Genomic DNA, 21,281 nt, shown 5'->3' on the forward strand with positions numbered 1-21,281 from the left:
TAAAAAATTTCCTTTACAAATACTAAATGTCTATTTCAGACCAAATTGTTTATAGTTTAAATAATGGATAAATAAAGTTTCTTGTATTTATCCACCATTTGATCTATGTTGAATAGATTACGGGCTCTCTGCCGGCCATAATGCCCCATGGAAAGACGCTTTTCCGGGTTAGAAATTAAATCAAACAGCGCCTTTTCCGCTTCATCTGCATCCAGTTTGTTAATAAGCAAACCCGTTTCCCGGTGCACTACCAGTTCCCCAACACCGCCTACCGAATTGGCTACTACCGGGCGCCCCGACATCATCGCCTCGATAATGGTTAAAGGCAGACCTTCCCAGCGTGAAAGCAGGACAAATATGTCAAAATCATGTACCAGATGTGCCGCTTCCTCCCTTGTACCCAGTAAAAATACATGCCCCTTTAGACCTTTATCATTTATAAATTTCTCACATTCAGGTCTTAACGATCCATCTCCAATTAAAACAAAATTAAGACCTCCCTCACCAGACCATCCATTATGACAATTTATCATCCGTTCGGCTACTTCCAGTAGGAATAGAGGATCTTTTTGAGGCGCCAGGCGGGCTACCGTCCCGACAATAATGTCTTTTTCAGCTAGATTAAGCTCTCTGCGCAGGGATCCTTCTCTCGTTTTCAACTCCGGAAGCCCATTATAAATCAGACATAACTTTTCATCGCTAACTAATTTTAAACTCCGTGCTTTCATCAGGTCACTTTCGGAAACACAGACTACCTTTGTGCTGACAGCGCCTGCTAAACGTTCCATCCAGGTATAGAAAAAACGTAGTACCCTATTCTGGTATTCGTTAATTCCCCATCCATGCGCCGTGAAAAAAATTTTTGGGACACCGGCTAGCCAGGCAGCCAGGCGACCAAGTACGCCCGCCTTGGAACTATGGCAGTGGGCAATATGATATGAATTTTTTTTCATTAATGCATATAGTTTCATGAATGCTTTAATTTCGTTGAGGGGAGATATATCCCTTTTTAGATCAGTTATTTCCACTATCTTAATATCCCGATGCATATTTCTCAACCAGTTTACAAGCTCCCCACCTGGCGCGCAAGCGACAGTTATATCAAATTGCCGTGGATCCAGTCCGGCAGCAATATGATGCACAACTTTTTGAGCCCCACCCAGTTCAGATAAAGTTATTAATAGCAAAATCTTAATCCGAACCAAAAACCTCACTCCGTACCTTCTTAGCTTTAATATTATAGGGAAAATTAATTTTTTAGGGCATACTCTAATATCATAGCAATATTACGCCATGAGTAATTTGTCTTAACATAATTACTGCATACCTCTCCAATATTTAAGAAAGAATCTTTATTGCTATAAAGATTAATTATCTTACCTATAAGTTCATTGACGTCGTTAGGATTAAACAATAAGCCGCATTTGTTGACCCCAACAATATCCCTTATACCCTCGATGTCACTGGCAATTACTGGCTTGCCGCACGCAAGGTATTCATACATTTTCAAAGGAGACAGCCCGCATAAGCTATTACGCTCCCTTGTGAAAGGAGCTACGGCCACATCAAAGGCGTTAATCCAATAAACTACCTCTTCATATTCCACCCTGCCTGCAAAATGAACAAGACTTTCTATGCCATATTCCCGGGCAAGTGTTCGTAAAGTCATCTCCTGTTCTCCATCACCAACTAAAATAAAAGAAATATTGGAGCTCACTTCGTCTCCGGCTTCCTTAATTTCCTTTACCGCCTTCAATAAAAAAATAAGTCCCTGCCAGGGAGCAAAAGTACCCACAAAACCAACTATAAAATCGTCTTCCGGCAAGCCGAGTTTCTTACGGCACTCCAGTTTATCAATAGGGTGAAAAAGATCGGTGTTAACACCATTTGAGATAACAAAAACATTTTTTTCTTTTACATTATACTTGTTAACCAGCAGTTTACTGATTCCCTCAGTAACGCATACCATGCGGTCAGACAGTTTAAAAGTGAATGATTCCATAATCCTGATCATTTTTATAATATTAATGTTTATACCCCTGAAGAGCAGTTCATCTTCAATAATACCATTCACTTCCAATACAAAAGGTTTTCTTAGCGCCTTAGTGACTGCTGCGGCAAATACATCAAATAAACCTTCTCTGGTATATACAACATCCGGTTTGAATTTTAATATTAAAAAAAACAAAAAAACCGGCTGCAGTAATTGATATATCAAATACGATATTATGCTTTTCCTGAATGTGGGCACGTAAATAATATTTAATGAGTTATGATCTTTTTTTAACGGTTTATAGCCGGGCAAAACAACAAGCAGATCATTTCCCAGGGCAGTGAGATTTTTTGCTACCTCCATAAAATGTGTTTTACCGGCGCCCTTTTTTCTCATATCTTCACTTGAAATATAAATGATTCGCATAAACAGCTACCCCTTAAAAAATCTAGCTGAACCCCAATACTTCCTTATAACATCTTAGCATCTTCTGCCCCTCTACCCGGGCATTTAAAATTTGTGCGGCATCCAGAGATCTTTTCTTGCAATCCATAATTGTTTTTTTAGAGAGAGATTTAACACTCTCCGCTATACTTGAAGCGTCAAATCCTTTGCAAACCACGCCGCAGTCATATTTTTCAACTATCTGTTTCATCTCCGGGGTAGGTCCGATACACAGGCAAAGCCCGGACATAATAAACTCAAAAAATTTATTCGGCAAAGCAGCTGCACTGTTGAAATTCACCGGCCTTAAAGCATAAACTCCTATATCATACTGGTTTATAGTACTTACTATTTCAGAAGGTCTGACTGGCTGATGAAAGAAGATCCGCCCGGGAGCAGTATCTGCCGCTAATTTTTCTAATTTACTTTTTATGTTTACATCACAAATCAGCCTAAAGTGTAATGCATATTCCTGATCCAAATATTTTATACTTTTTATTAACTCCTCAATACCCCTGCTGGAGTGATATACACCGTGGTGACAAAGGTTGATAATTTCTGATTTGGTCTCATTTATCTTCGTTTCGTTATAATCCGGGCAGTTCATTATAACTGTTGGGTTAACACCGTACACCTCAGCCAATTTCCGGGCAATCAAACCGGAAACAGTAATAATTGTTGCAGCATTTTTTATATAGGATGTTTCAAGAATCTGTCGATATTTTTTATAAAACAGTCTGAACTTCAGACTTTCCTCAAATTCCAGAGTGGCAAACTCATGGGCGTCATAAATAATCTCCGTTTTTTTCATTTTTTTTGCCGATTTAGCTGCCATGGGCAGGGTATCCCAGTCATTAGCGTGAATGATGTCATATTCATCGTCAAGGACGGCATTATACATGTCCTTATTGGCAGGAGTGCTCCAGTAGATATTTTCGGCCAGACTTGACGTTATATTGCACAGAAATAAACCCGGCGCTGAAAGAAATTTTTCGAACAAAGAATAGGGTTTCAAACCAAATGTGACCGTTTTATCCACGCCAGGTAAACTGACCCCATTATTACCAAAACCGATAACCGTTATTTTATAGTCACCCGTGTCAGACAGCCAGCGAATTTGCCTGTTGACACGGGGATCGCGCTCCACATCATTGCGTACCAGAATACATACTTTTTTTATTTTCAAGTCATCCATCCCTTAATTATGAAAACTGTTTAACCAAATTATAGAATTAAAAAGCCGCCAGGGTAAAAAACTAAACTTGCTTTTCCCTTCCAGCACTGAATTGTATAAATCGAACAAGCCCTGGCGGGAAAAGAATTGATGTTCATCAGGCACGGCATTAAAGGTTTCTTCAATGACTGCCCTCAGGTCTTTTTTTATCCAGATCTCTTCCGGTGTAACAAAACCCATCTTATCAGTTCTTGCCAGCACAGAAGCCGGGATATAGTCTTTTAGTGCCCTGCGATAAACCGCCTTGGTTATACCCCGCCTGATCTTCTGTCCGGGCGGAAGGTTTAAAAGAAATTCAATTATCCGGTAATCCAGGAAAGGCAGGCGTGCTTCCACAGAGAAAGCCATTGAATCCCTGTCCTCATAATGAAGAAGGGCAGGTAAACTAGTAAACTTAAAACTTTCATAAAGTTTCCAGTTTAATTCTTCGCCTCCCATTTGTTTTCTTATTTCAGACCTTTTACCCAGATATTCATTATAAGGGGATTGTTCGAGCCCTGTTTTAACAAACTGGTGTTTAGCCCAGCCAAGGTTATTCACAGTCATATGTTTTTTAAGATGGGGGTAAATAAACGACTTGACAGCATTAGTAATTACACCGCGTACCTTTGCGGGGTGATAATATGAAAACCAGGCAAGTTCGTTCAATAGCGTCAGCCAACTTCTTTTTGTAAACATACCCCACCAGAATGACGGCAGATAAGTATAATAACCGGCCAGCAGTTCATCTGCCCCTTGGCCGTCAAGCATAACTGTAACACCGTTTTCCCGCGCGCTTTCGAAAACCTTCCACTGGGCAAATATGCTGGTTGAGCCAAAGGGTCCGTCCTGATTATAGGTAAGCCTTTCGATAATACTGAGCAATTCTACGACAGACGGGAAAACGTATTTAGCCTGTACCCCCGTGCTATTCACCACATCAAGAATAAATCTTCTCTCATCCCATCGCGGATCCTCAAAGCAGGATGAAAAAGTAAGCTGCTTATTTAGAGAACCTGCACCACTCATTTCCCTGTTCAGGAGGCAGACAATACCTGAAGAATCCAATCCTCCCGACAAACAGGAACCTACCAGAACATCGCTCCGAAGGCGCAGGCTAATACTATCTCTTAATAATTCCAGCAATTGCCCTGCAAAGTCCTCATCACTTTTTATTTCCCCCGGTTGCAGAACAGGATCCCAATAAATTTCAGTTTTTAATTTTTCTAAAGACCTTTTTAAAGGCATCCGGATAAAATGACCGCCGGGCAAAGAAAAAATATTTTTAAAAAAAGTTTGTTCTGAATGATCCTGGACCCCATATAGAAGATAATCATAAAGAACACCTGTATTTACTTCAGGCCGCAGGCCGGGAAGCTTTAGCAGTTGTTTAATTTCCGAAGCAAAGGCAAAAATCTTCCCGTCAAAATAATAATAAAATGGTTTGATACCGGCTCGGTCACGTGAACAAAATATAATATCCTTCTGCACATCCAGGATAGCAAATGCCCACATTCCGTTAAACTTGCTGAGACACTCCGTTCCCCACTCCTGGTATGCATAAAGGATTATTTCAGTGTCAGTATGAGAGCTGAAGCGGTAGCCTTTTCCCTCCAATTCCTTTCTTATCTCGATATAATTATATATCTCCCCGTTGTGGACAACCCAGAGTTGGCCGTCCGGTGTGCCCATAGGTTGCCGTCCGGCCTGTGATAAATCAAGTATGGCCAAACGTCTGTGTCCAAGACCAAAGCTGACCTTTCTGTCTACCCATTTGTCTTTTTCAGTTTCAGCATATATGCTATGAAGCCCACCACTGTCATCACATAGTAAATAGCCTTCCCCGTCCGGCCCGCGGTGGCTGACAAGACCAGTCATTTCAAGAAGCAATTTTACATCTATCTGAGCACCAAAGCTAATAACACCGGCTATTCCACACACACTTTACTCCTCTAATCGTCTATAAATGTTTTAAACCAGAGTTCCATGCAGAGGGCACCCCAGATCGCCCGTCCGAAATCCTGCTCCTTTTCAATTGCCTTTTCCAGTGCGACAGGGCTAAAAATGCCCCTCTGCCTGGCTGTATCGTCCAGCAGCACCTCACGAGCGTAATCCCGCAGGCTTCCCCTGAACCAAAGGTGCAGGGGGACTGGGAAACCCATCTTATCTTTCCTGTTAAACACCTCATCAGGTATAAGGTTCTTGATCGCTTTGCGGAAAAGGTATTTAGGCTGACCACCCTTAAATTTAACGACAGGCGGTATTGAAGCCATCAATTCAGCAATCCTGTGGTCTAAGAGAGGAACCCGCGATTCAAGGCCCCAGGCCATGCTTGTCCTATCCTCAACATGCAGCAGCGCAGGCAGGTGGACTTTTAAATCAAAATAAAGCATGCGGTTGAGAAAAGATGCGGCATTTGAGCCGTGGAAAATTTTCTGGAATTCCTCAAAAAATTCCAACCCGTCACTGAAAACATCGGAGCTATAGATATTTTTAACCCCGCTTGAGCGGTCCATCAGCTTGAAGTACCTGCGGTCCTGAGGCTCAAAAAGGCCATCCGACCAAAAATTCCTAAGCATGGGCACGTACTGCTGCAGCATCGGCATGCTGGGAATTATAGAAGCCAGGGTGGCAGCATATTGACTTCTCTTATCGGTCTCTTCGATAGCGCCTTTCAGGCATTCTTCCAAATAACCCACCAGGTAACGAGCATAACCGGCAAAGATTTCGTCACCGCCTTGACCGCCCAGCACCACTTTTACATGTTCCGAAGCAAGCCGCGAGACCATGTACTGGGGGAACACTCCCGGTCCGGCCGCCGGCTCGTCCATGTAATATATAATCTTCGGCAGGGTTTCAATAAAATCTTCAGCCGTAGGATAAATCTCGAGGCATTCCGCGCCTGCTTTATCAGCAACCAGCCTTGAATAACGGGTCTCGTCGAAATTCTCTCCCTCATTGAAGGCTCCAGTGAATGTTTTCAGCTTTTCCCCGGTTATGTTCAGCATCGAGGTAAGGCACACAACGGTACTGGAGTCCATACCCCCGGAAAGGTGCGCCCCCAGGGGAACGTCCGAACGAAGCCGGATTTTCACCGCGTCTTCCAGGAGAACGCGCAGTCTATCCACAAAGTATTCCTCGGTGTGGTCATAATCGATATCAAAACTGAGGTCCCAGTATTTTTTATTTTCAGCAATGCAAGCATTCTCGTTAACTATCATGTAATGTCCCGGCAGCAGTTTGTATATATGTTCAAAAAGTGTTTTCTCACCCAGAACTGTCTGGAAAACCAGGTATTCCTGGAGAGCCCTCCGGTCAACTTTTTTCGGGACGAGGCTGGTTGACAGCAAGGCCTTTATTTCAGAGGCAAAAACAAAAGCATCCGCTTCCTTTATATAGTAAAAAGGCTTGACGCCCATCCGGTCCCTGGCACAGAACAGGATTTTTTTCCTGTCATCCCATACCGCGAAGGCAAACATGCCTATAAAATATTTAAGGCAATCCTTACCATACTCCTCATATGCGTGGACGATTACTTCGGTGTCAGAATAGGTACGGAAATGATGCCCCTTTCGGCGCAAAGTCTGGGCAAGCTCAAGGTAATTATATATGCACCCGTTAAAGGTAACCCATACTGTACCGTCCTCGTTGGAGAGGGGTTGCTTCCCGCCTTCCGGGTCGATGATAGCAAGACGGCGGTGGCCAAGCCAGACAGATTCATTTGGAGAAAGCCACTCACCTTGACCATCCGGTCCGCGGTGAGCTATTTCGGATAACTTATCCTTATAAATAGAAGAACCTGATATTCTTACTACTCCAAATATTCCACACATATAAGCCTCCTAAATTTAAAGAAATAAGCAAGTAACATATATATTTTGCGTTTTATAAGTATTTCACATAATACCTCTCATTGAAATATCTTAGACATTATCTAAGCACTATCTTATTATTTCTATCATATCAGTAAAAAGTAGTTTTTGTTGTTCCCTGAAATCGTACCCAACAGAAATAGAACATTCTGATTCAATTGGAGTGAATTTGATTTCCCATATATGTAGATCTCCATTTACTAATGATTCACTGGAAATAAATGTTCCGCCAGAAATTATTTTTACATCTTCACTTCTAGCCCAATAGGCTAGATCAGGAAGATTAGACTTATAAATATAATATTTTATACTATAAACCTCACCGGGAATACAATTATTAAATATCCAAGTTGTATGAAAAGTATCAGTTCCTGTACCTAATGAAACTCCTAACTGCTCACTTAATTTTTTATTGACACCATCAATATTAACATCATTGAAGTCATTATTTAAATTACCAATAAACAATTTATCTTCAACTATATTATCCCAGTCAATTAATGGATATAGTGTTTTTACATCACTATATTGATAAAATCCATAAGATTTTGCATTTTTTAAAATTTCTTCGTTATATGCAATATGCATTCTTTCATTGTTATTAACTTTATCTCTATTTACCGGATCATCAGTAACTGCTCCCCAACGATCCAAATTATCCTCAAAAACGACCAGATTTCCCATAGCATCTTTTGGATTCGAAAGTATCTCTTCCCAAGATAAAACATCATTATTTTTTATAAAGGTTCCGGCATAAGTAACGTCAAAAAAATGCCACTTTGCATCATAATATGCTTGTGCGCAGGAATGCCCGCCACCAACTCTCCCAAAATTATACATATTAAAAACTCTAGCAGGTATGTGTTGATATTTCAGCATCTCAACAAAAAGCATTGCACGACTACCGCACAATCCAGAACGATAAGCATACCAGCCATATTCATCTTGTCCCAAAGGTTCCCTATTAGGTATATTAGAAGCAATCCACTTAGCTATTCTAATACATTTATCCTGGTCATTCTCAGCACCTTCAACTATTTCTTCCACATGATAAGCTAATATAGCACTTAGAATTTCCTTTCTAGCGGTATTAATATCAGATTCAGATACCTCAGCTTTTATCCATAAATCTAAAAATTGATTCCAATTTATTTCATTATTATTGCTGTTACTGTCAATATTATTGCTGTTACTGTCAATATTATTTTCATCATTTATAATAATATTTTTATTATAATCATTTAAATTATTTTGATTTTTTTCATAATTACAACCCGTTAGAACTATTAAGAAAACAGATAACACAATTATAATTTTATTCTTATGACTTTTCCATAAATACATTTAAACATTCACCTCATTAAAAATATTATATATATTCAACAACTTACTAATTTCTACCTCTTAAATAATTATGTCCAGTTCAGATCTTTGATTAGCCTCATAATATATGTTTTAACTTTTTCGAAAGAAGTCTTTGAATATCATCCGACTGCATTAAGCCCAAACCGAGTGCTTCCAAAAACAAATTTTCAAAACTCAAATCTCTTAACAAACTCAGTAAAGGTCTGCTGGTTGTTAAAAAAAAATAAGACTTCAATATATATGATTTTTTTAACTTTAATTAGTTAAAATCCCTATATAAGCTCAGTAGTTTTTTCTTTTCTTCATCCCAGGAATATTTCCAGCCATTTATTTTGATGTTTTTGTGGAATTCTTGCAATTGATCCGTATCTATTGCATCAATTGCTTCTGCAAAATTTTCAGGCGAATTTAAATCGGCAACCACACCAAAACCATTTTGCTCCACCACATATTGTACATATGGTAATTTGTTGCTTATTATTGGCAAACCCACTGTAATAAACTCATACAGCTTGTTTGGGGATACGTAGTGGGTATTAAGATCTTTATCGGTAGGATAAGGAATTAAGCCAACATCGGCTGAAGCTGTATAGGTTAGCAAGATATCTTGAGATTTGGCCGGCACGAACTGTACTCGATCCTCCACTTGAAAATCAGATGCAAGTTGTTGAAGCTCTGAAACATAATCCCCATAACCCATTATAAGTAAAACCCAATCTTTGTTCTTAACATGTACCATAGCCTTAATTGAGTTTTCCAGATTTCGTTCCGGAGCCACCCATCCTTGATAAAGTAATAACAACCGATTCTCAAGGTGAGGGTAATCCTCCCTGAATCTATTGTAATTGTTAGCCGGGTTATATTCACATCCATATAATATTGCGTTTTGTATTATGTCGATGCTTTGTAAAGAATAACGATTTTTGATAATTTCGCCTAACATAAAATTAACGGTTATCACACGGTCCGTACTTCCTATATGTTTTTTTTCCAAATGACGCAGATGTTTTTGTTGCTTAAAGGTTAAACGGGGCTGTTCAGGATAGAATTCATGCATATCATAGATCAAAGGAATTCTAAGTCTGTTCTTGACTCGAACTCCTATCCGCAGCATAGGGAGATCATGGACATGTATTATATCGGGACGATAGAAAATGGCACGTTTAAAGAAGTAATCTTCATAGGCGCTAAAGCCAACAAGATGAGGAAAAATTCTTGCGGTATTATTTACAATATAATTAATCAATCGAGCTGTAAAATTAATTAAGTAATTATTAATTCTTAGAAATATATTTATGGGAAGTTGATAAATTTTTACTGAAAAGCAAATTAAACAATTGAAGAGTTTGGCCAAACCTGTTACTGTTTTCATAAATAAACGCAACAGAATAACATTCAACCTATATATAATAGAAAATCGCACTGTATAACTAGTACATTTTCCGAGCAATTTTTGAATAAAAACCGAGAAGTTATTGAGTAAAGAAATAAACTTACGTGATGGATAACTGATCACATGGTTTCCCGCATTGGATAACACCCCCCAGAAACGGTTAGTAACCGAAGAGATTTTGTTAAGCTTTTTAATTAATTTTGATTGTATTCGGTAAATTAAATTTAACCTTTGATCTAAACCTTCGTACTTTATGCGTTCGATACGAACCCTACCTTGAACTTCAAAAAGCTCAGAATGATTGGCATCCCATCCAGCAAGCAAATATAACTCATAACCCTCATCCACCAAAGTTTCTGCTTCAATAAGTATACGTCTATCAATAACGACATCGGGTGCAATCATTAGAATGCGTTTTCCTTTACTTGGAACATTATTAATCCATGTCATTGCTCATAGTACTCCAAACATTTTATTGCTAATCTGACCGGATGATGAATTTCATAAGCATAAGCCAAACCGGCATCCTGACATGTTGTTAGTTCTTCACGATTTTTATAGAGGTAGGCGATAGTATCTTCCAAATTAAAGGGATTAGCATTAATGAGTGGGGGTCTTTTGGGATATTTATCCACTAAATCCTCCCTTATATATGTAATAGTTGGTACCCCTAATGCCATTAACTCAGCTGAAAGTAAACCATACGAACCTACCAGAAGTTGATCAACGGCTAAATCTGCACATCTGTACATTCGAAGGGCCTCTGCATGGCTCATGTTTTCTATAAGAAGCAGGTCAATATCAAAACCTTTATTTTGTAATCTTTTTACACAATCTATTAAATACTGCGTGCCTTTAATTAGCCGGTTTGTTGGAGCATGTGCAATTACAAACTTTTCAGGATTACGCTCAGGTAAAGGTTCTTTAATAATTTCATTTATTAAGTCAAAATCTACTACCTGAGGCAATAGGACAGATCGTTCTACAAACTCTAAGAGATCAGGAGTAGAAACAAAATTAACCTTTCCATATTTTTCTGCCATTTTACGAGCTAGCTGACGATTGGCACTGCATAATTTTGGAAAGCAATTAGCACACGCTGAAATAGGATATTTCATTATTGTAGTTTTTTCGTCTCGTATATCACAACCACAAAAGTAAAAGTATATTTTTTTACCTAATATCGAAAGCCAATGTACATCTTTTAAATCCATTAAACTACTTCCAAAATAAAACTGAAAAACATCAAATTTCACTGTAAAAGAAAGCGCATTATAAAGCCGTTCGAAGAAGGAACCTGGTTTACGTAGGATTATATCTGAAGAAAACTTAAAATGATTGGAAGTAAAACTATATGAAACGGCTTCGTGCCCTAAACGTGACTGAACCTGCCCCAAAACCCCGGCCATCCCTCCAATATTTTCTGGCGCATGCAGAATTCTCATAAAAAGGTATCCTCCATAATGTCTACAATTCTTGCAGCAACTTCAGTAGAACCGTAAAGATCTCTTTGATTTAAGATAGAAACATCAGGTATATCCCACAACCTCATGGGATCTTGTCCCGGGAGGTAGAGCGAAGCCCAACCAGTATCAACAATTTCAGACCACTCTGTTGAATCACGTAGAATCATCCCTGGTTTGCGCCAATGGTAAGCCTCTCTTTGAACGCCACCGGAATCTGTTAAGATTTTTATGCTTGCACTCTCCAATGCCAACATTTCCAGGTAACCGACAGGAGGTATGATCACAAAAGGTTTTTCCCGGACAATACAATCTAGTTTGAATCGGGCCAAACCTTTCTCAGTACGAGGATGAATAGGCCATACTACAGGCCAAGGAGAAGTGGATATGGCACTAAGATATGCTTCTATACGCTCCATCTGATCTACGTTCTCAGCACGGTGAAGAGTCAACAAAATATACTGCCCTTCCTCCAACCCGTACTTTTTAAAATTATTTCCGACAAGGGCTTTCGCCTTATGACGGAACTCTGTAAAACACTGTGCTAAAAGGTCACCTACCACATAAACACCGTCAGTTATGCCCTCGGTAGCAAGATTGCAGCAGCTTATTTGGCTGGGACAAAAAAGTAAATTGCTTATATGATCTGTCAAAATGCGGTTAATCTCTTCCGGCATTTTTTTGTCATAAGAACGCATTCCAGCCTCAATGTGCACAACAGGAACATGCAGTTTTGCAGCAGCCAGCGCCCCTGCGAGTGTAGAATTGGTGTCTCCATCTACTACTACGGCGTCATATTTATTTGCTAATAGATGAGCTTCGATACCTTCAATCATCCTTGCCGTTTGCTCTCCATGATTTCCTGAACCCACACCAAGATTAATGTCTGCTTCGGGAAGATCCAAATCAACAAAAAACTTGCGGCTCATAGTATCATCATAATGCTGTCCAGTATGCACAAGAATTTCATTATGTCCGCGCTTTTCTAATTCCTGACGCAAAGGTTTTGCTTGCATAAACTGGGGTCTTGCACCAACAATACGAAGTAATTTTAATGTCATTTTTACACCTCGTTTAGTCACAATTAAAAATGCGCTGTATGACATTGCGTTTCTTTAAAAAATGGATATGTTTTATTAAATAATCCCTTTCAAGTTCCAATACATTTAGCTGTAATTTTTCTCTATCGGCATCTTTTAACTTGTTTTTGCAATCTGTTAGTTCATGTAAAAGAGCGTTTACCTGTTCCTCTGCTTTTGTTTTAAGTTGTTCTAAATCAACCAGTTTCTGCTCAAGTTTTCCTCGGATCTCCTCAGAGGTAATTTTTTCTTTCTCCATTCTTTCTGCATATTTCTTAACCTGTTGTTCAACTTCATGGAATGCTGATGTATAAAATTGCGCTAAGGAATTAAATACTAAGCCAGATTTGGCTTCGTCAACATTACTCTTTTCATATAACCCTCCCCATAAAGGCATAGGAATTATATTCTTATTGTTTTCCCTTCCCAATTCTAATTGCCCCGTTAAATCAAATACTCTACCCTGGTAACCATATTTAAGACTACTTACTGCATCCGGAAACAAATGTATCTCATAGCTACTTCCCTTATTTGTTTCTACCGGCCAGGGGTTTATCCCTATATTTTGCAGAGAAAAAGATTTCATTGGCTGATCCCGATGAATGAGTTTATGCAGTATCAAGCCGGATGCGGAACAAGGTGAGTATGACTGCGGCTCCCAAACCAAATCAACCAAAAGCCCAAAAGGCGTAACAAAATTATTATCAGGCTCTAATTTTATTAGCATATTATTAGGTGCTTCAGAAGGAAAAGCTTCGATATATCCGATTTGAATGGATGATTTTGGAGGTAAAGCATAAAGAATTGCACGTAAAGTACCAGCTACCTCTGGTAAAAAAAGCAATTCTAATGTAACTTTTCTTCTATCAGGCTCCGGAGGAAAAACCAGCCTGAGAGTGGTGGATCCCTGATTACTCTCAATATCATCTGACCTCCAAAGAATACCAGGGTAAGCATCACATTTTTTTAATTTGCCATAATCAACAATATAGGCTGGGGACCTAAACAGATCCGCCCCAGGTAATATTGCATTCATTTCTTCAAAATCAATTTCATAACATGATTTAACTATTAAGGCAGGCATTTCTCTTTTTTCTAAATTTGAATCCAGTTTACTTGCGATCAATATACCTTCAAAAGGATCTACTTGAAGGTATTCACACCTACCGGTTTTTGGTAAAGTTAGAACCCCCATTTCTTCAAAGATCCAATTGAACAAATCCCGGTTTTCTGCTGCATAAGGTCCTAGGATTGTTGACAATTCCCTGACCAAACCCGGCTCCGGACGGTTAAATTTGACTTTGCACTGAGGACAGACAGTTTCATGTTGATGGAGAACGTAACCTCCCGCAGCAACTAATATCGGACCAATTTCAGGAGGTATGAGAGGCTTTGTTGCCCCTAAAGGAACAAATTGCACTGATCTGTCTTTAAGGTTACCAGAAATTGCCCGCTCCCACGAGTCAAAACTAAACCTGTTTAGATGATAATAGGGGCTAAATACACAACCACAGTGTGGACATATAGTACGCACTGCATCAGATTCGAGGAAGGGACTAACTATTAATACAAGACCACGGCAAACTCTATGGATTTCTGCCACTACCCTATTTAACTCACTAGGAATAACATGTTCTAACACATCTATACAAAAACATAAGTCAAAAAAACCATCATCAAATGGTAGGGACGCAAGGTCCGCCAAACAAGGATGCAAATCAGAAGATAAATGTTTTAACGCTTCGCGACTAAAATCTATACCGTAACCATTTAGAGTCGGGTATCTAGTAATAAGTTCTTTCAGTATAATCCCATCACCGCATCCAAAATCAGCAATTCTAGCATTCGGGGGAAGTTTATCGCAATAATAACTAAGATAATTTAATACCTGACGTTGCACCAGGGTAAGTTCCGGACGTCCCCACAGTTTTTCATTTTCATAATATGATTCAGTACTCATTTTATTTTTTACCTTCATTTGTTAGAGCATTTTCATTTAGTAACCATCGAACTTGTCCCCTGCACATACCAAGATCAATCAATATATTCTCAGGTTGTTCCACCTGTATTTCGTACCGCCTATCATGAAGGGCATATGCCATCTTCTCAGTATCTAAGGAATAATAATTTAAAGGCGGGAAAATGCCTACACTTACCATATAACTTCCCTTACCCAGCGGTAGGTGTGGTATTTCAAGAGTACAACGGCTGCGTTGCCCTCCTCTAACCACTAAAACTCCCTTCTCTTGTAAACCGGACATAGCTTGCAAAGCAATCATCCCCATTTTGTGGAAGCAAACTACAAATTCAACCTCCAGCGGACCTTGTAATACATGGTAATCTATATTAACGAAAAAAGTTTCAAAGCTTTTAACCAGGCAAGAAGTCTCTCCCGTCTCGTTCGTAAACGATACTTTTTTTATAACAATATTACCTTGGAATATTTCACCGAAGTCATCTTCATTATTAATTAATTCCTTTGCAAAGTTAATATCATTTTTGCTTTCTCCTTTAGTAATCGAATTCCCTTGAGATGACATTATTAAACCACATGATTTTATAAGACTCTCGAGTAAATCTACTCCTATAACCCCATTCCACTCCATCCATGCATTTTGGGCTTGCATGGAGTCAGAAGATAATTCAAATTCATGCAACAAACGATATACTGTCCCATCATAGACCTCAAGTCTTGCCTTTGATCTGCCTTTATTTATATATTTAATCGACACTTCCGCATCGCAAGTTGGAGATAACCCTTCAAGATTAAAAACAACTGCAGAACAACGATTATATGCAGCAACTATGGAACGGCTGTAAATCCCGTCATTATACTGACTAGGCTTACCCCATTGACTAAAGTTATTATCAATCAGGACAAATCCATCGTAATTGTATGAATTATCCTGCGGCTCACCAACCTTTACGACGATTGGCTTAAGACCAGAGCAACATAATTCAACTGAATTTATTTCAAGTGGTAAACCCTCCACCCATACAAAACGCAAGATCAGTTGCAAAGAGTTCTCACGTAGTTTCCTTATTGATTGTGTCTCATTGATGGATACCATTGCATTTTTTGCCTGTATACGCTGTGCTGTTCGTTGCCTGATCATCTGTGCATATGCCTTTGAGACTTCAGAAGCAGAGCCTTCCATCTTTTTTCGTCCACGTTCTATCCATATACATTTATCACATAGCATCTCAACACTTGCCATGTCGTGACTGACAAAAAGCACGGTAGCCCCTGCTTCACTAGTCAGTCTTTTCATCTTGTCAACACACTTGCTGGCAAAGTAAGCATCTCCAGCGCCGAGCACTTCATCAATAATTAAGATATCCGGTTCAATAGCAGTTGCTGCGGAAAAGGCCAGCCGGGCATACATCCCAGCCGAATATGTTTTTAAGGGTTGGTCAATGAATTCCTCGAGCTCTGCAAAGTCAACAATTTCTTCTTCCTTTTGAGCTATTTGCTCAGACGAGAATCCCTGGTAAGATAATGAAGCATGGATGTTTTGCCTTCCGGTAAATTCCGGATGAAAACCTGTCCCCAATTCCATCAGGGCTTGGATACGCCCGTTTACCTTGACCTGCCCCTCGGTAGGTGAAACATTACCTATAATAGTCTTCAACAGTGTACTTTTCCCAGCCCCATTACGTCCAACAATACCAACTCTTTCACCCTTCTTAATTTCTAAATCCAGATCTTTTAACGCCCAGAACTCCTGGTAATAATTCTTTCGCCAAAAATTTAATCCAAAGGCATCAAATATTTTGTCCATAGGACTTTTGTAAAGACGGTACATCTTACCTAAATTTGTTATTTTTATTGATGTATTAGACATTATCGGCAAACACCCGCTTCATTTTCATAAAGAACCAGTACCCAAATATAAAGGTAAAGAATGAAATCAATAACAAGATCCAAAAAATACTCCCTCGTGGGAAATGGCCAAGCATTAAAACATCTTGATAAGAGACTATCAGGTAATATACAGGATTAGCAGCTAAGAATGGCCGCATTTCAGGTGGAATCATATCTTCGGTATATGCAATTGGACTAACAAGCATTAAAAAAAGTATTAAAACTGACACAATATTTTGAAGATCACGGGCATACACGTTTATACTTGATAATATCCAGATCAAACCTGATGAAAACAAAATCTGTAATATCCAAATGACAATGAAGAAAGGCATCCATAGTGTCCATTTGCTTAGTATCCCCAAGACTATTAAGAGCATAAATAATCCTGTTACCTGTGTGCATTGTGCAGCCAAAACGGCCTTAACCGGTACTAATTCTATTGGGAAAAGGGTATTTTTCATTAGGTTAGCACTAGATACAACGGATCCTACCCCAAGACTAAGAGCCTCAGAGAATCCCAAAAAGGGAATCAAACCACAAAATATTAAAACAACGTACTCATTTGAATCAAATAGTTGAAATTTTACCTTAAAAACGAATAAATATACTGCTGCATAGGCTCCGAGTAATAATAACGGATAAAAGAATAGCCATAACATTCCTAAAACAGATCCGGCAAATCTTGATCTTATGTCATTTTTCGTAGTTTGCCACAACATGCTGCGGTATTTATAAAGAAGAACAAAAGGTGCCAGTATTTTCATCATTATATACCAACTAGCAGATTAATAATTTCATCTGACGCTTTCCCATTCCCGTATAATTTAAAAACCATTTCATTATCAGGATTAATATTTTCTATATTCTTATAGGCATCCATTATCCTGCTGCTTGAAGCGCCGCAAAGTATATTTGCCCCACAATCTACAGTTTCTACCCACTCTGTCTCTTCCCTGAGGGTGATACAGGGAGTGCCCACAAAAAAAGCCTCCTTCTGGATCCCACCGCTGTCAGTCATGATTACCCTGGCGTTACACTCCAGTTCAACCATCTGCAGGTAGGGAACCGGTTCAAGCAGCCTGACACCTGCAGCGACCTTGATTCCATAATTTTGCAGATATTTACGGGTTCTCGGGTGGAGTGCCACTAGTACTGGCATCTGTTCGGAGATTTCAGCAAAAGCTTCAAATATTTCACGGAGTTTATCCAAGGAATCGGTATTTTCAGCCCTGTGCACTGTCGCCAGGACATAGTACCCCAATTCCACCCTTAGGGCTTTCAGCAAAGGTGTGTGTTCCTTGAGCTTCGACCGATAGTATAGCATGCAGTCAAACATGACGTCACCAACCTGGTGTACACCGGATAATATACCTTCACGCCGCAGATTTTCGACCGCTGTCGTTGTGGGACATAAAAGTAATTTTGATACGTGGTCGGTCAACACCCTGTTTATTTCCTCAGGCATTTTCCTGTTGTAGCTTCTGAGCCCCGCCTCCACATGGGCCACTGGTATATGCATCTTAGCCGCGGCGAGTGCTCCAGCCAGGGTCGAGTTAGTGTCTCCGTATACCAGCAACCAGTCCGGTTTTTCGTTTTCGAGAACCTTTTCGACTGCCTCGAGCATCCTGCCTGTCTGCTCACCGTGCTGGCCGGAGCCGATACCCAGGTTATAGTTTGGATTTGGGATGTCCAGCTCTTTAAAAAACACCTGGCTCATATTATGGTCGTAATGCTGCCCGGTATGGACTATATTCTCTTCTATTTGGTTAACCGGATTCTCCAGATTATACTTTCTGATAGACCGTGAAACCGCCGCGGCCTTAATAAACTGCGGGCGGGCGCCTACTACTGTTACGACCTTCATTATAACAATCCTTTTTCTTTATAAAAACATTCTATAGTATTTACAACATACTTCTGCTGTTCATGTCCGAGTTCAGGAAATATCGGCAAAGAAACAACTTCTTCGCACGCTTTCTCGGCCTCGGGAAAATCACCCGCTTTATAATTTAAGCTTGAAAATATCGGCTGCAGGTGAAGCGGCAATGGATAATAAACAGCTGTACCAACACCACGATCCTTCAGGTAAGTTTGAAGCTCGTCCCTGTAAGGAACTCTGACAGTGTACTGGTTATAGGTGTGGTAAGCCTTATTAATTGCAAGCGGCGGTTTCACAACTTGTTCCAAACCGTGTTGTTTAAATAACCCAAGGTAATTAGCCGCTAAACTGTTTCTGGCTGCCAACCACCCTTCCAGATATTTCATCTTTACAACCAGTACGGCTGCCTGCAGCTCATCAAGCCGGCTGTTTATCCCAAGCATTTCATGATAATACTTTTTTTGAGCCCCGTGCACCCTGAGCATCCTTAGCTTCTCGGCTACTTGAGAATCGTTGGTTACAACCATCCCCCCGTCCCCGAAACATCCCAGGTTTTTTGTCGGAAAGAAACTGAGGCACCCGGCGTCACCGAAAGAGCAGGTCTGCTTCCCGTCGTAAGTTGAACCCATAGCTTGTGCTGTGTCTTCAATAACCTTAAGGTTATGTTTATCCGCAATTTGCATAATCGGATCCATCTCTGCGGCCTGTCCATATAGATGCACCGGCATTATCGCCTTTGTTTTATCTGTAACCTTATTCACAATTTGACTTACATCTATATTGTACGTTCCCGGATCAATATCGACAAAGACAGGAACGGCGCCGGCCCTTATTATTGATCCGGCGGTTGCGAAGAATGTGAAAGGGGTTGTAATCACCTCGTCACCTTGCCCAATCCCGCAAGCCAGCAATGCCAAATAAAGGGCATCACTCCCGTTTGCGACACCTATACCGTATTTGACTCCCAGGTAATTAGCCGCATCTTCTTCAATCTTACGGACGTTTTCCCCCAGGATAAAAGAACCTTTTTGTACAACCTTTTCAATTGCTCCATCTAACTCTTCTTTTATTTTTGTATTCTGGCTGGATAAGCTAAACTGTGGAACCTGCATTATTTGCCTCCTAGAATTATTCTTGCGGCAGCAATTCTTCTTCCGCCACTTTCCTGGCCGGCCTGGCGGGAACACCCATAACCAACGTCTCGGCGGGAACGTCCTTGGTAACGAGTGCACCAGCTGCGACAAAAGATTCCTCTTCCAGGGTAATACCGGGCAGTAAAATGGAGTTCCCTCCCACTCTCGAGCCTTTTTTGATATGTGCTCCTTTAACATATTTAAATCTTTTTTCGGTACGTCCCATAAAGTTGTCGTTGGTTGTAGTTACCATGGGCGCTATAAACACATGGTCCTCGATATTCATGTATGCCGTGATATATACTCCTGTCTGTATCTTCGTATAGTCTCCTATCGAAGTATCATTTTCCACGGCAGTTCCCCTTCCAACAACAACATAGTTCCCGATTTTACACCTTTCCCTGACTGAAGCCAAATCGCCAATAAATACGTTGTTGCCAAGGGTTGTACCCGCGTAAAGCACTGAATTTTCCCCTATGGTGCAGTCATCCCCCAGCTGTAGCGGCTGTAATGGTTCCCTGTTTTTTATTGTGCTGGTTTTGGAGAGGCGGGGCTGTTTGCCAATTACACAGTTGTTTCCAATGTAAACGTTCTTACCAATAACTGTACCCGGGCATATGGTAACATTATTACCGATAACCGCACCCTCACCTATTACTACGTTTTCGCCAAATACATTAAAGTAGCCGATTTTACAGCTGGCATCCAACTTAGCATTTTGAGCTATGATATTCGTTTCTTTCATTTTTCCTCCCTACTCAAGTTAACTGGCAAACCTGTTTCATTTGATTCGTAAATTGCCTCGATAATAGCCAGGGCTTTCCTCCCTTCGTACCCATCAATTACAGGCTGGCGGTTGTCAACGACTGCTCTGGCCATGTCCTCCAACACACGCTGATGACAGGTATAACGGGGAAACTCCGGTTCACTTGCCTGTTCCGCCAACACGTCAGCTTCATTATCTCCATCAATACGCCAGGTGCGAATTTTGCCCATCGAGACACCGCCTAACAATACAGTGCCCTTGCTTCCATAAATAGAAAGGGTTTCTTCAAGGTTTGACGGATAAATGGTGGTTGACGCTTCGATGGTTCCAAAAGAACCGTTGGCAAATTTAAGGACAGCGACTGCATTATCCTCGCTCTCAATCTTACGTAATTGAGTTGCGGCAAACCCAAAAACCATGTCGACATCACCCAGCATCCACTGGAGAAGATCTATATTGTGAATAGCCTGGTTCAACAGGCAGCCGCCATCCATAGCTTTTGTACCGCGCCATGGAGACTTCGCATAATATTCGTCGTTACGGTTCCACTGGACAACCGCGCTCCCGTGAGTAAGTTTGCCTAAACGCCCTGAACTGACAGCCCTATTCGTTTTGCTTACGGCTGAGATATAGCGGTTCTGGTGCATTACGGCAAGCTTTACCCCTTTTGCACGGCAAGCGGCAATATATAATGCTCCCAAGGAGTGAGACACAGGACTAGAAAAATAAGTTACAATGGGAGCATGAACAAACGTAATCATTATTCAGCCGGCTTTAAAACCCAGGTGGTTCTGGAGGTCCTCCGGGAAGAAG

General features: G+C 40.4%; 16 protein-coding genes. All 16 read right to left on the reverse strand.

Annotation, left to right across the window (positions count from 1 at the left end):
• Positions 1-56: 56 nt before the first annotated feature.
• The 16 genes from ACOBQJ_RS07690 to ACOBQJ_RS07765 all read right to left on the reverse strand — a co-directional run bounded on the left by ACOBQJ_RS07690 (position 57) and on the right by ACOBQJ_RS07765 (position 21,115).
• Positions 57-1,214, reverse strand: coding sequence for a glycosyltransferase family 4 protein (locus ACOBQJ_RS07690; protein WP_421071154.1), 1,158 nt, complete (start codon positions 1,212-1,214; stop codon positions 57-59).
• A gap of 35 nt (positions 1,215-1,249) precedes the next feature.
• On the reverse strand, positions 1,250-2,356 hold the full coding sequence (locus ACOBQJ_RS07695) for a glycosyltransferase family 4 protein (RefSeq protein ID WP_421071155.1): 1,107 nt from the start codon (positions 2,354-2,356) through the stop codon (positions 1,250-1,252).
• An 85-nt stretch (positions 2,357-2,441) separates the two neighbouring features.
• A complete protein-coding gene (locus tag ACOBQJ_RS07700) occupies positions 2,442-3,623 on the reverse strand; it encodes a glycosyltransferase (RefSeq protein WP_421071156.1) in 1,182 nt (393 codons plus the stop codon).
• Positions 3,624-3,635: 12 nt separating this feature from the next.
• Positions 3,636-5,591 (reverse strand): asparagine synthase (glutamine-hydrolyzing), encoded by a 1,956-nt coding sequence (asnB, locus tag ACOBQJ_RS07705; protein WP_421071157.1) that lies wholly within the window; start codon positions 5,589-5,591, stop codon positions 3,636-3,638.
• Positions 5,592-5,602: 11 nt separating this feature from the next.
• On the reverse strand, positions 5,603-7,483 hold the full coding sequence (gene asnB, locus ACOBQJ_RS07710; protein ID WP_421071158.1) for an asparagine synthase (glutamine-hydrolyzing): 1,881 nt from the start codon (positions 7,481-7,483) through the stop codon (positions 5,603-5,605).
• A gap of 108 nt (positions 7,484-7,591) precedes the next feature.
• Positions 7,592-8,866, reverse strand: coding sequence for a transglutaminase-like domain-containing protein (locus tag ACOBQJ_RS07715; RefSeq protein WP_421071159.1), 1,275 nt, complete (start codon positions 8,864-8,866; stop codon positions 7,592-7,594).
• A 280-nt stretch (positions 8,867-9,146) separates the two neighbouring features.
• Positions 9,147-10,730, reverse strand: a complete 1,584-nt coding sequence (locus tag ACOBQJ_RS07720; RefSeq protein WP_421071160.1) for a glycosyltransferase — start codon at positions 10,728-10,730, stop codon at positions 9,147-9,149.
• Positions 10,727-11,725, reverse strand: coding sequence for a glycosyltransferase (locus ACOBQJ_RS07725; RefSeq protein ID WP_421071161.1), 999 nt, complete (start codon positions 11,723-11,725; stop codon positions 10,727-10,729). Before ACOBQJ_RS07725 ends, ACOBQJ_RS07720 begins: the two co-directional genes overlap by 4 nt.
• The gene (gene wecB, locus ACOBQJ_RS07730) at positions 11,722-12,804 is read right to left on the reverse strand and encodes a non-hydrolyzing UDP-N-acetylglucosamine 2-epimerase (protein WP_421071162.1); all 1,083 of its coding nucleotides are present in this window, start codon (positions 12,802-12,804) and stop codon (positions 11,722-11,724) included. The genes ACOBQJ_RS07725 and wecB (ACOBQJ_RS07730) overlap by 4 nt, the downstream gene beginning before the upstream one ends.
• Before the next feature lie 13 nt (positions 12,805-12,817).
• Positions 12,818-14,800 (reverse strand): methyltransferase domain-containing protein, encoded by a 1,983-nt coding sequence (locus ACOBQJ_RS07735; RefSeq protein WP_421071163.1) that lies wholly within the window; start codon positions 14,798-14,800, stop codon positions 12,818-12,820.
• Entirely contained in the window at positions 14,784-16,667 is a 1,884-nt protein-coding gene (locus ACOBQJ_RS07740; protein ID WP_421071164.1) for an ABC transporter ATP-binding protein, read from the reverse strand. Before ACOBQJ_RS07740 ends, ACOBQJ_RS07735 begins: the two co-directional genes overlap by 17 nt.
• Positions 16,660-17,457: an ABC transporter permease gene (locus tag ACOBQJ_RS07745; RefSeq protein WP_421071165.1), complete on the reverse strand. Its 798-nt coding sequence runs from the start codon at positions 17,455-17,457 to the stop codon at positions 16,660-16,662. Before ACOBQJ_RS07745 ends, ACOBQJ_RS07740 begins: the two co-directional genes overlap by 8 nt.
• Positions 17,457-18,554 (reverse strand): non-hydrolyzing UDP-N-acetylglucosamine 2-epimerase, encoded by a 1,098-nt coding sequence (gene wecB / locus ACOBQJ_RS07750; protein WP_421071166.1) that lies wholly within the window; start codon positions 18,552-18,554, stop codon positions 17,457-17,459. The genes ACOBQJ_RS07745 and wecB (ACOBQJ_RS07750) overlap by 1 nt, the downstream gene beginning before the upstream one ends.
• Positions 18,554-19,681: a DegT/DnrJ/EryC1/StrS family aminotransferase gene (locus ACOBQJ_RS07755; protein ID WP_421071167.1), complete on the reverse strand. Its 1,128-nt coding sequence runs from the start codon at positions 19,679-19,681 to the stop codon at positions 18,554-18,556. The genes wecB (ACOBQJ_RS07750) and ACOBQJ_RS07755 overlap by 1 nt, the downstream gene beginning before the upstream one ends.
• 16 nt (positions 19,682-19,697) lie before the next feature.
• Positions 19,698-20,447: a DapH/DapD/GlmU-related protein gene (locus tag ACOBQJ_RS07760; protein WP_421071168.1), complete on the reverse strand. Its 750-nt coding sequence runs from the start codon at positions 20,445-20,447 to the stop codon at positions 19,698-19,700.
• The gene (locus ACOBQJ_RS07765) at positions 20,444-21,115 is read right to left on the reverse strand and encodes a Gfo/Idh/MocA family protein (RefSeq protein ID WP_421071169.1); all 672 of its coding nucleotides are present in this window, start codon (positions 21,113-21,115) and stop codon (positions 20,444-20,446) included. The genes ACOBQJ_RS07760 and ACOBQJ_RS07765 overlap by 4 nt, the downstream gene beginning before the upstream one ends.
• Between the last annotated feature and the right edge of the window lie 166 nt (positions 21,116-21,281).

It is taken from the genome of Pelotomaculum propionicicum (genome assembly GCF_048984525.1).
GTDB lineage: Bacteria > Bacillota > Desulfotomaculia > Desulfotomaculales > Pelotomaculaceae > Syntrophopropionicum > Syntrophopropionicum propionicicum_A.

Coding starts and splice junctions, on each gene's coding strand:
- ACOBQJ_RS07695 (WP_421071155.1), bottom strand. CDS start 2,356: ATGGAGGTAGCAAAAAATCTCACTGCCCTGGGAAATGATCTGCTTGTT.
- asnB (WP_421071158.1), bottom strand. CDS start 7,483: ATGTGTGGAATATTTGGAGTAGTAAGAATATCAGGTTCTTCTATTTAT.
- ACOBQJ_RS07715 (WP_421071159.1), bottom strand. CDS start 8,866: ATGTATTTATGGAAAAGTCATAAGAATAAAATTATAATTGTGTTATCT.
- ACOBQJ_RS07720 (WP_421071160.1), bottom strand. CDS start 10,730: ATGACATGGATTAATAATGTTCCAAGTAAAGGAAAACGCATTCTAATG.
- ACOBQJ_RS07725 (WP_421071161.1), bottom strand. CDS start 11,725: ATGAGAATTCTGCATGCGCCAGAAAATATTGGAGGGATGGCCGGGGTT.
- wecB (WP_421071162.1), bottom strand. CDS start 12,804: ATGACATTAAAATTACTTCGTATTGTTGGTGCAAGACCCCAGTTTATG.
- ACOBQJ_RS07735 (WP_421071163.1), bottom strand. CDS start 14,800: ATGAAGGTAAAAAATAAAATGAGTACTGAATCATATTATGAAAATGAA.
- ACOBQJ_RS07740 (WP_421071164.1), bottom strand. CDS start 16,667: ATGTCTAATACATCAATAAAAATAACAAATTTAGGTAAGATGTACCGT.
- ACOBQJ_RS07745 (WP_421071165.1), bottom strand. CDS start 17,457: ATGATGAAAATACTGGCACCTTTTGTTCTTCTTTATAAATACCGCAGC.
- wecB (WP_421071166.1), bottom strand. CDS start 18,554: ATGAAGGTCGTAACAGTAGTAGGCGCCCGCCCGCAGTTTATTAAGGCC.
- ACOBQJ_RS07755 (WP_421071167.1), bottom strand. CDS start 19,681: ATGCAGGTTCCACAGTTTAGCTTATCCAGCCAGAATACAAAAATAAAA.
- ACOBQJ_RS07760 (WP_421071168.1), bottom strand. CDS start 20,447: ATGAAAGAAACGAATATCATAGCTCAAAATGCTAAGTTGGATGCCAGC.
- ACOBQJ_RS07765 (WP_421071169.1), bottom strand. CDS start 21,115: ATGCACCAGAACCGCTATATCTCAGCCGTAAGCAAAACGAATAGGGCT.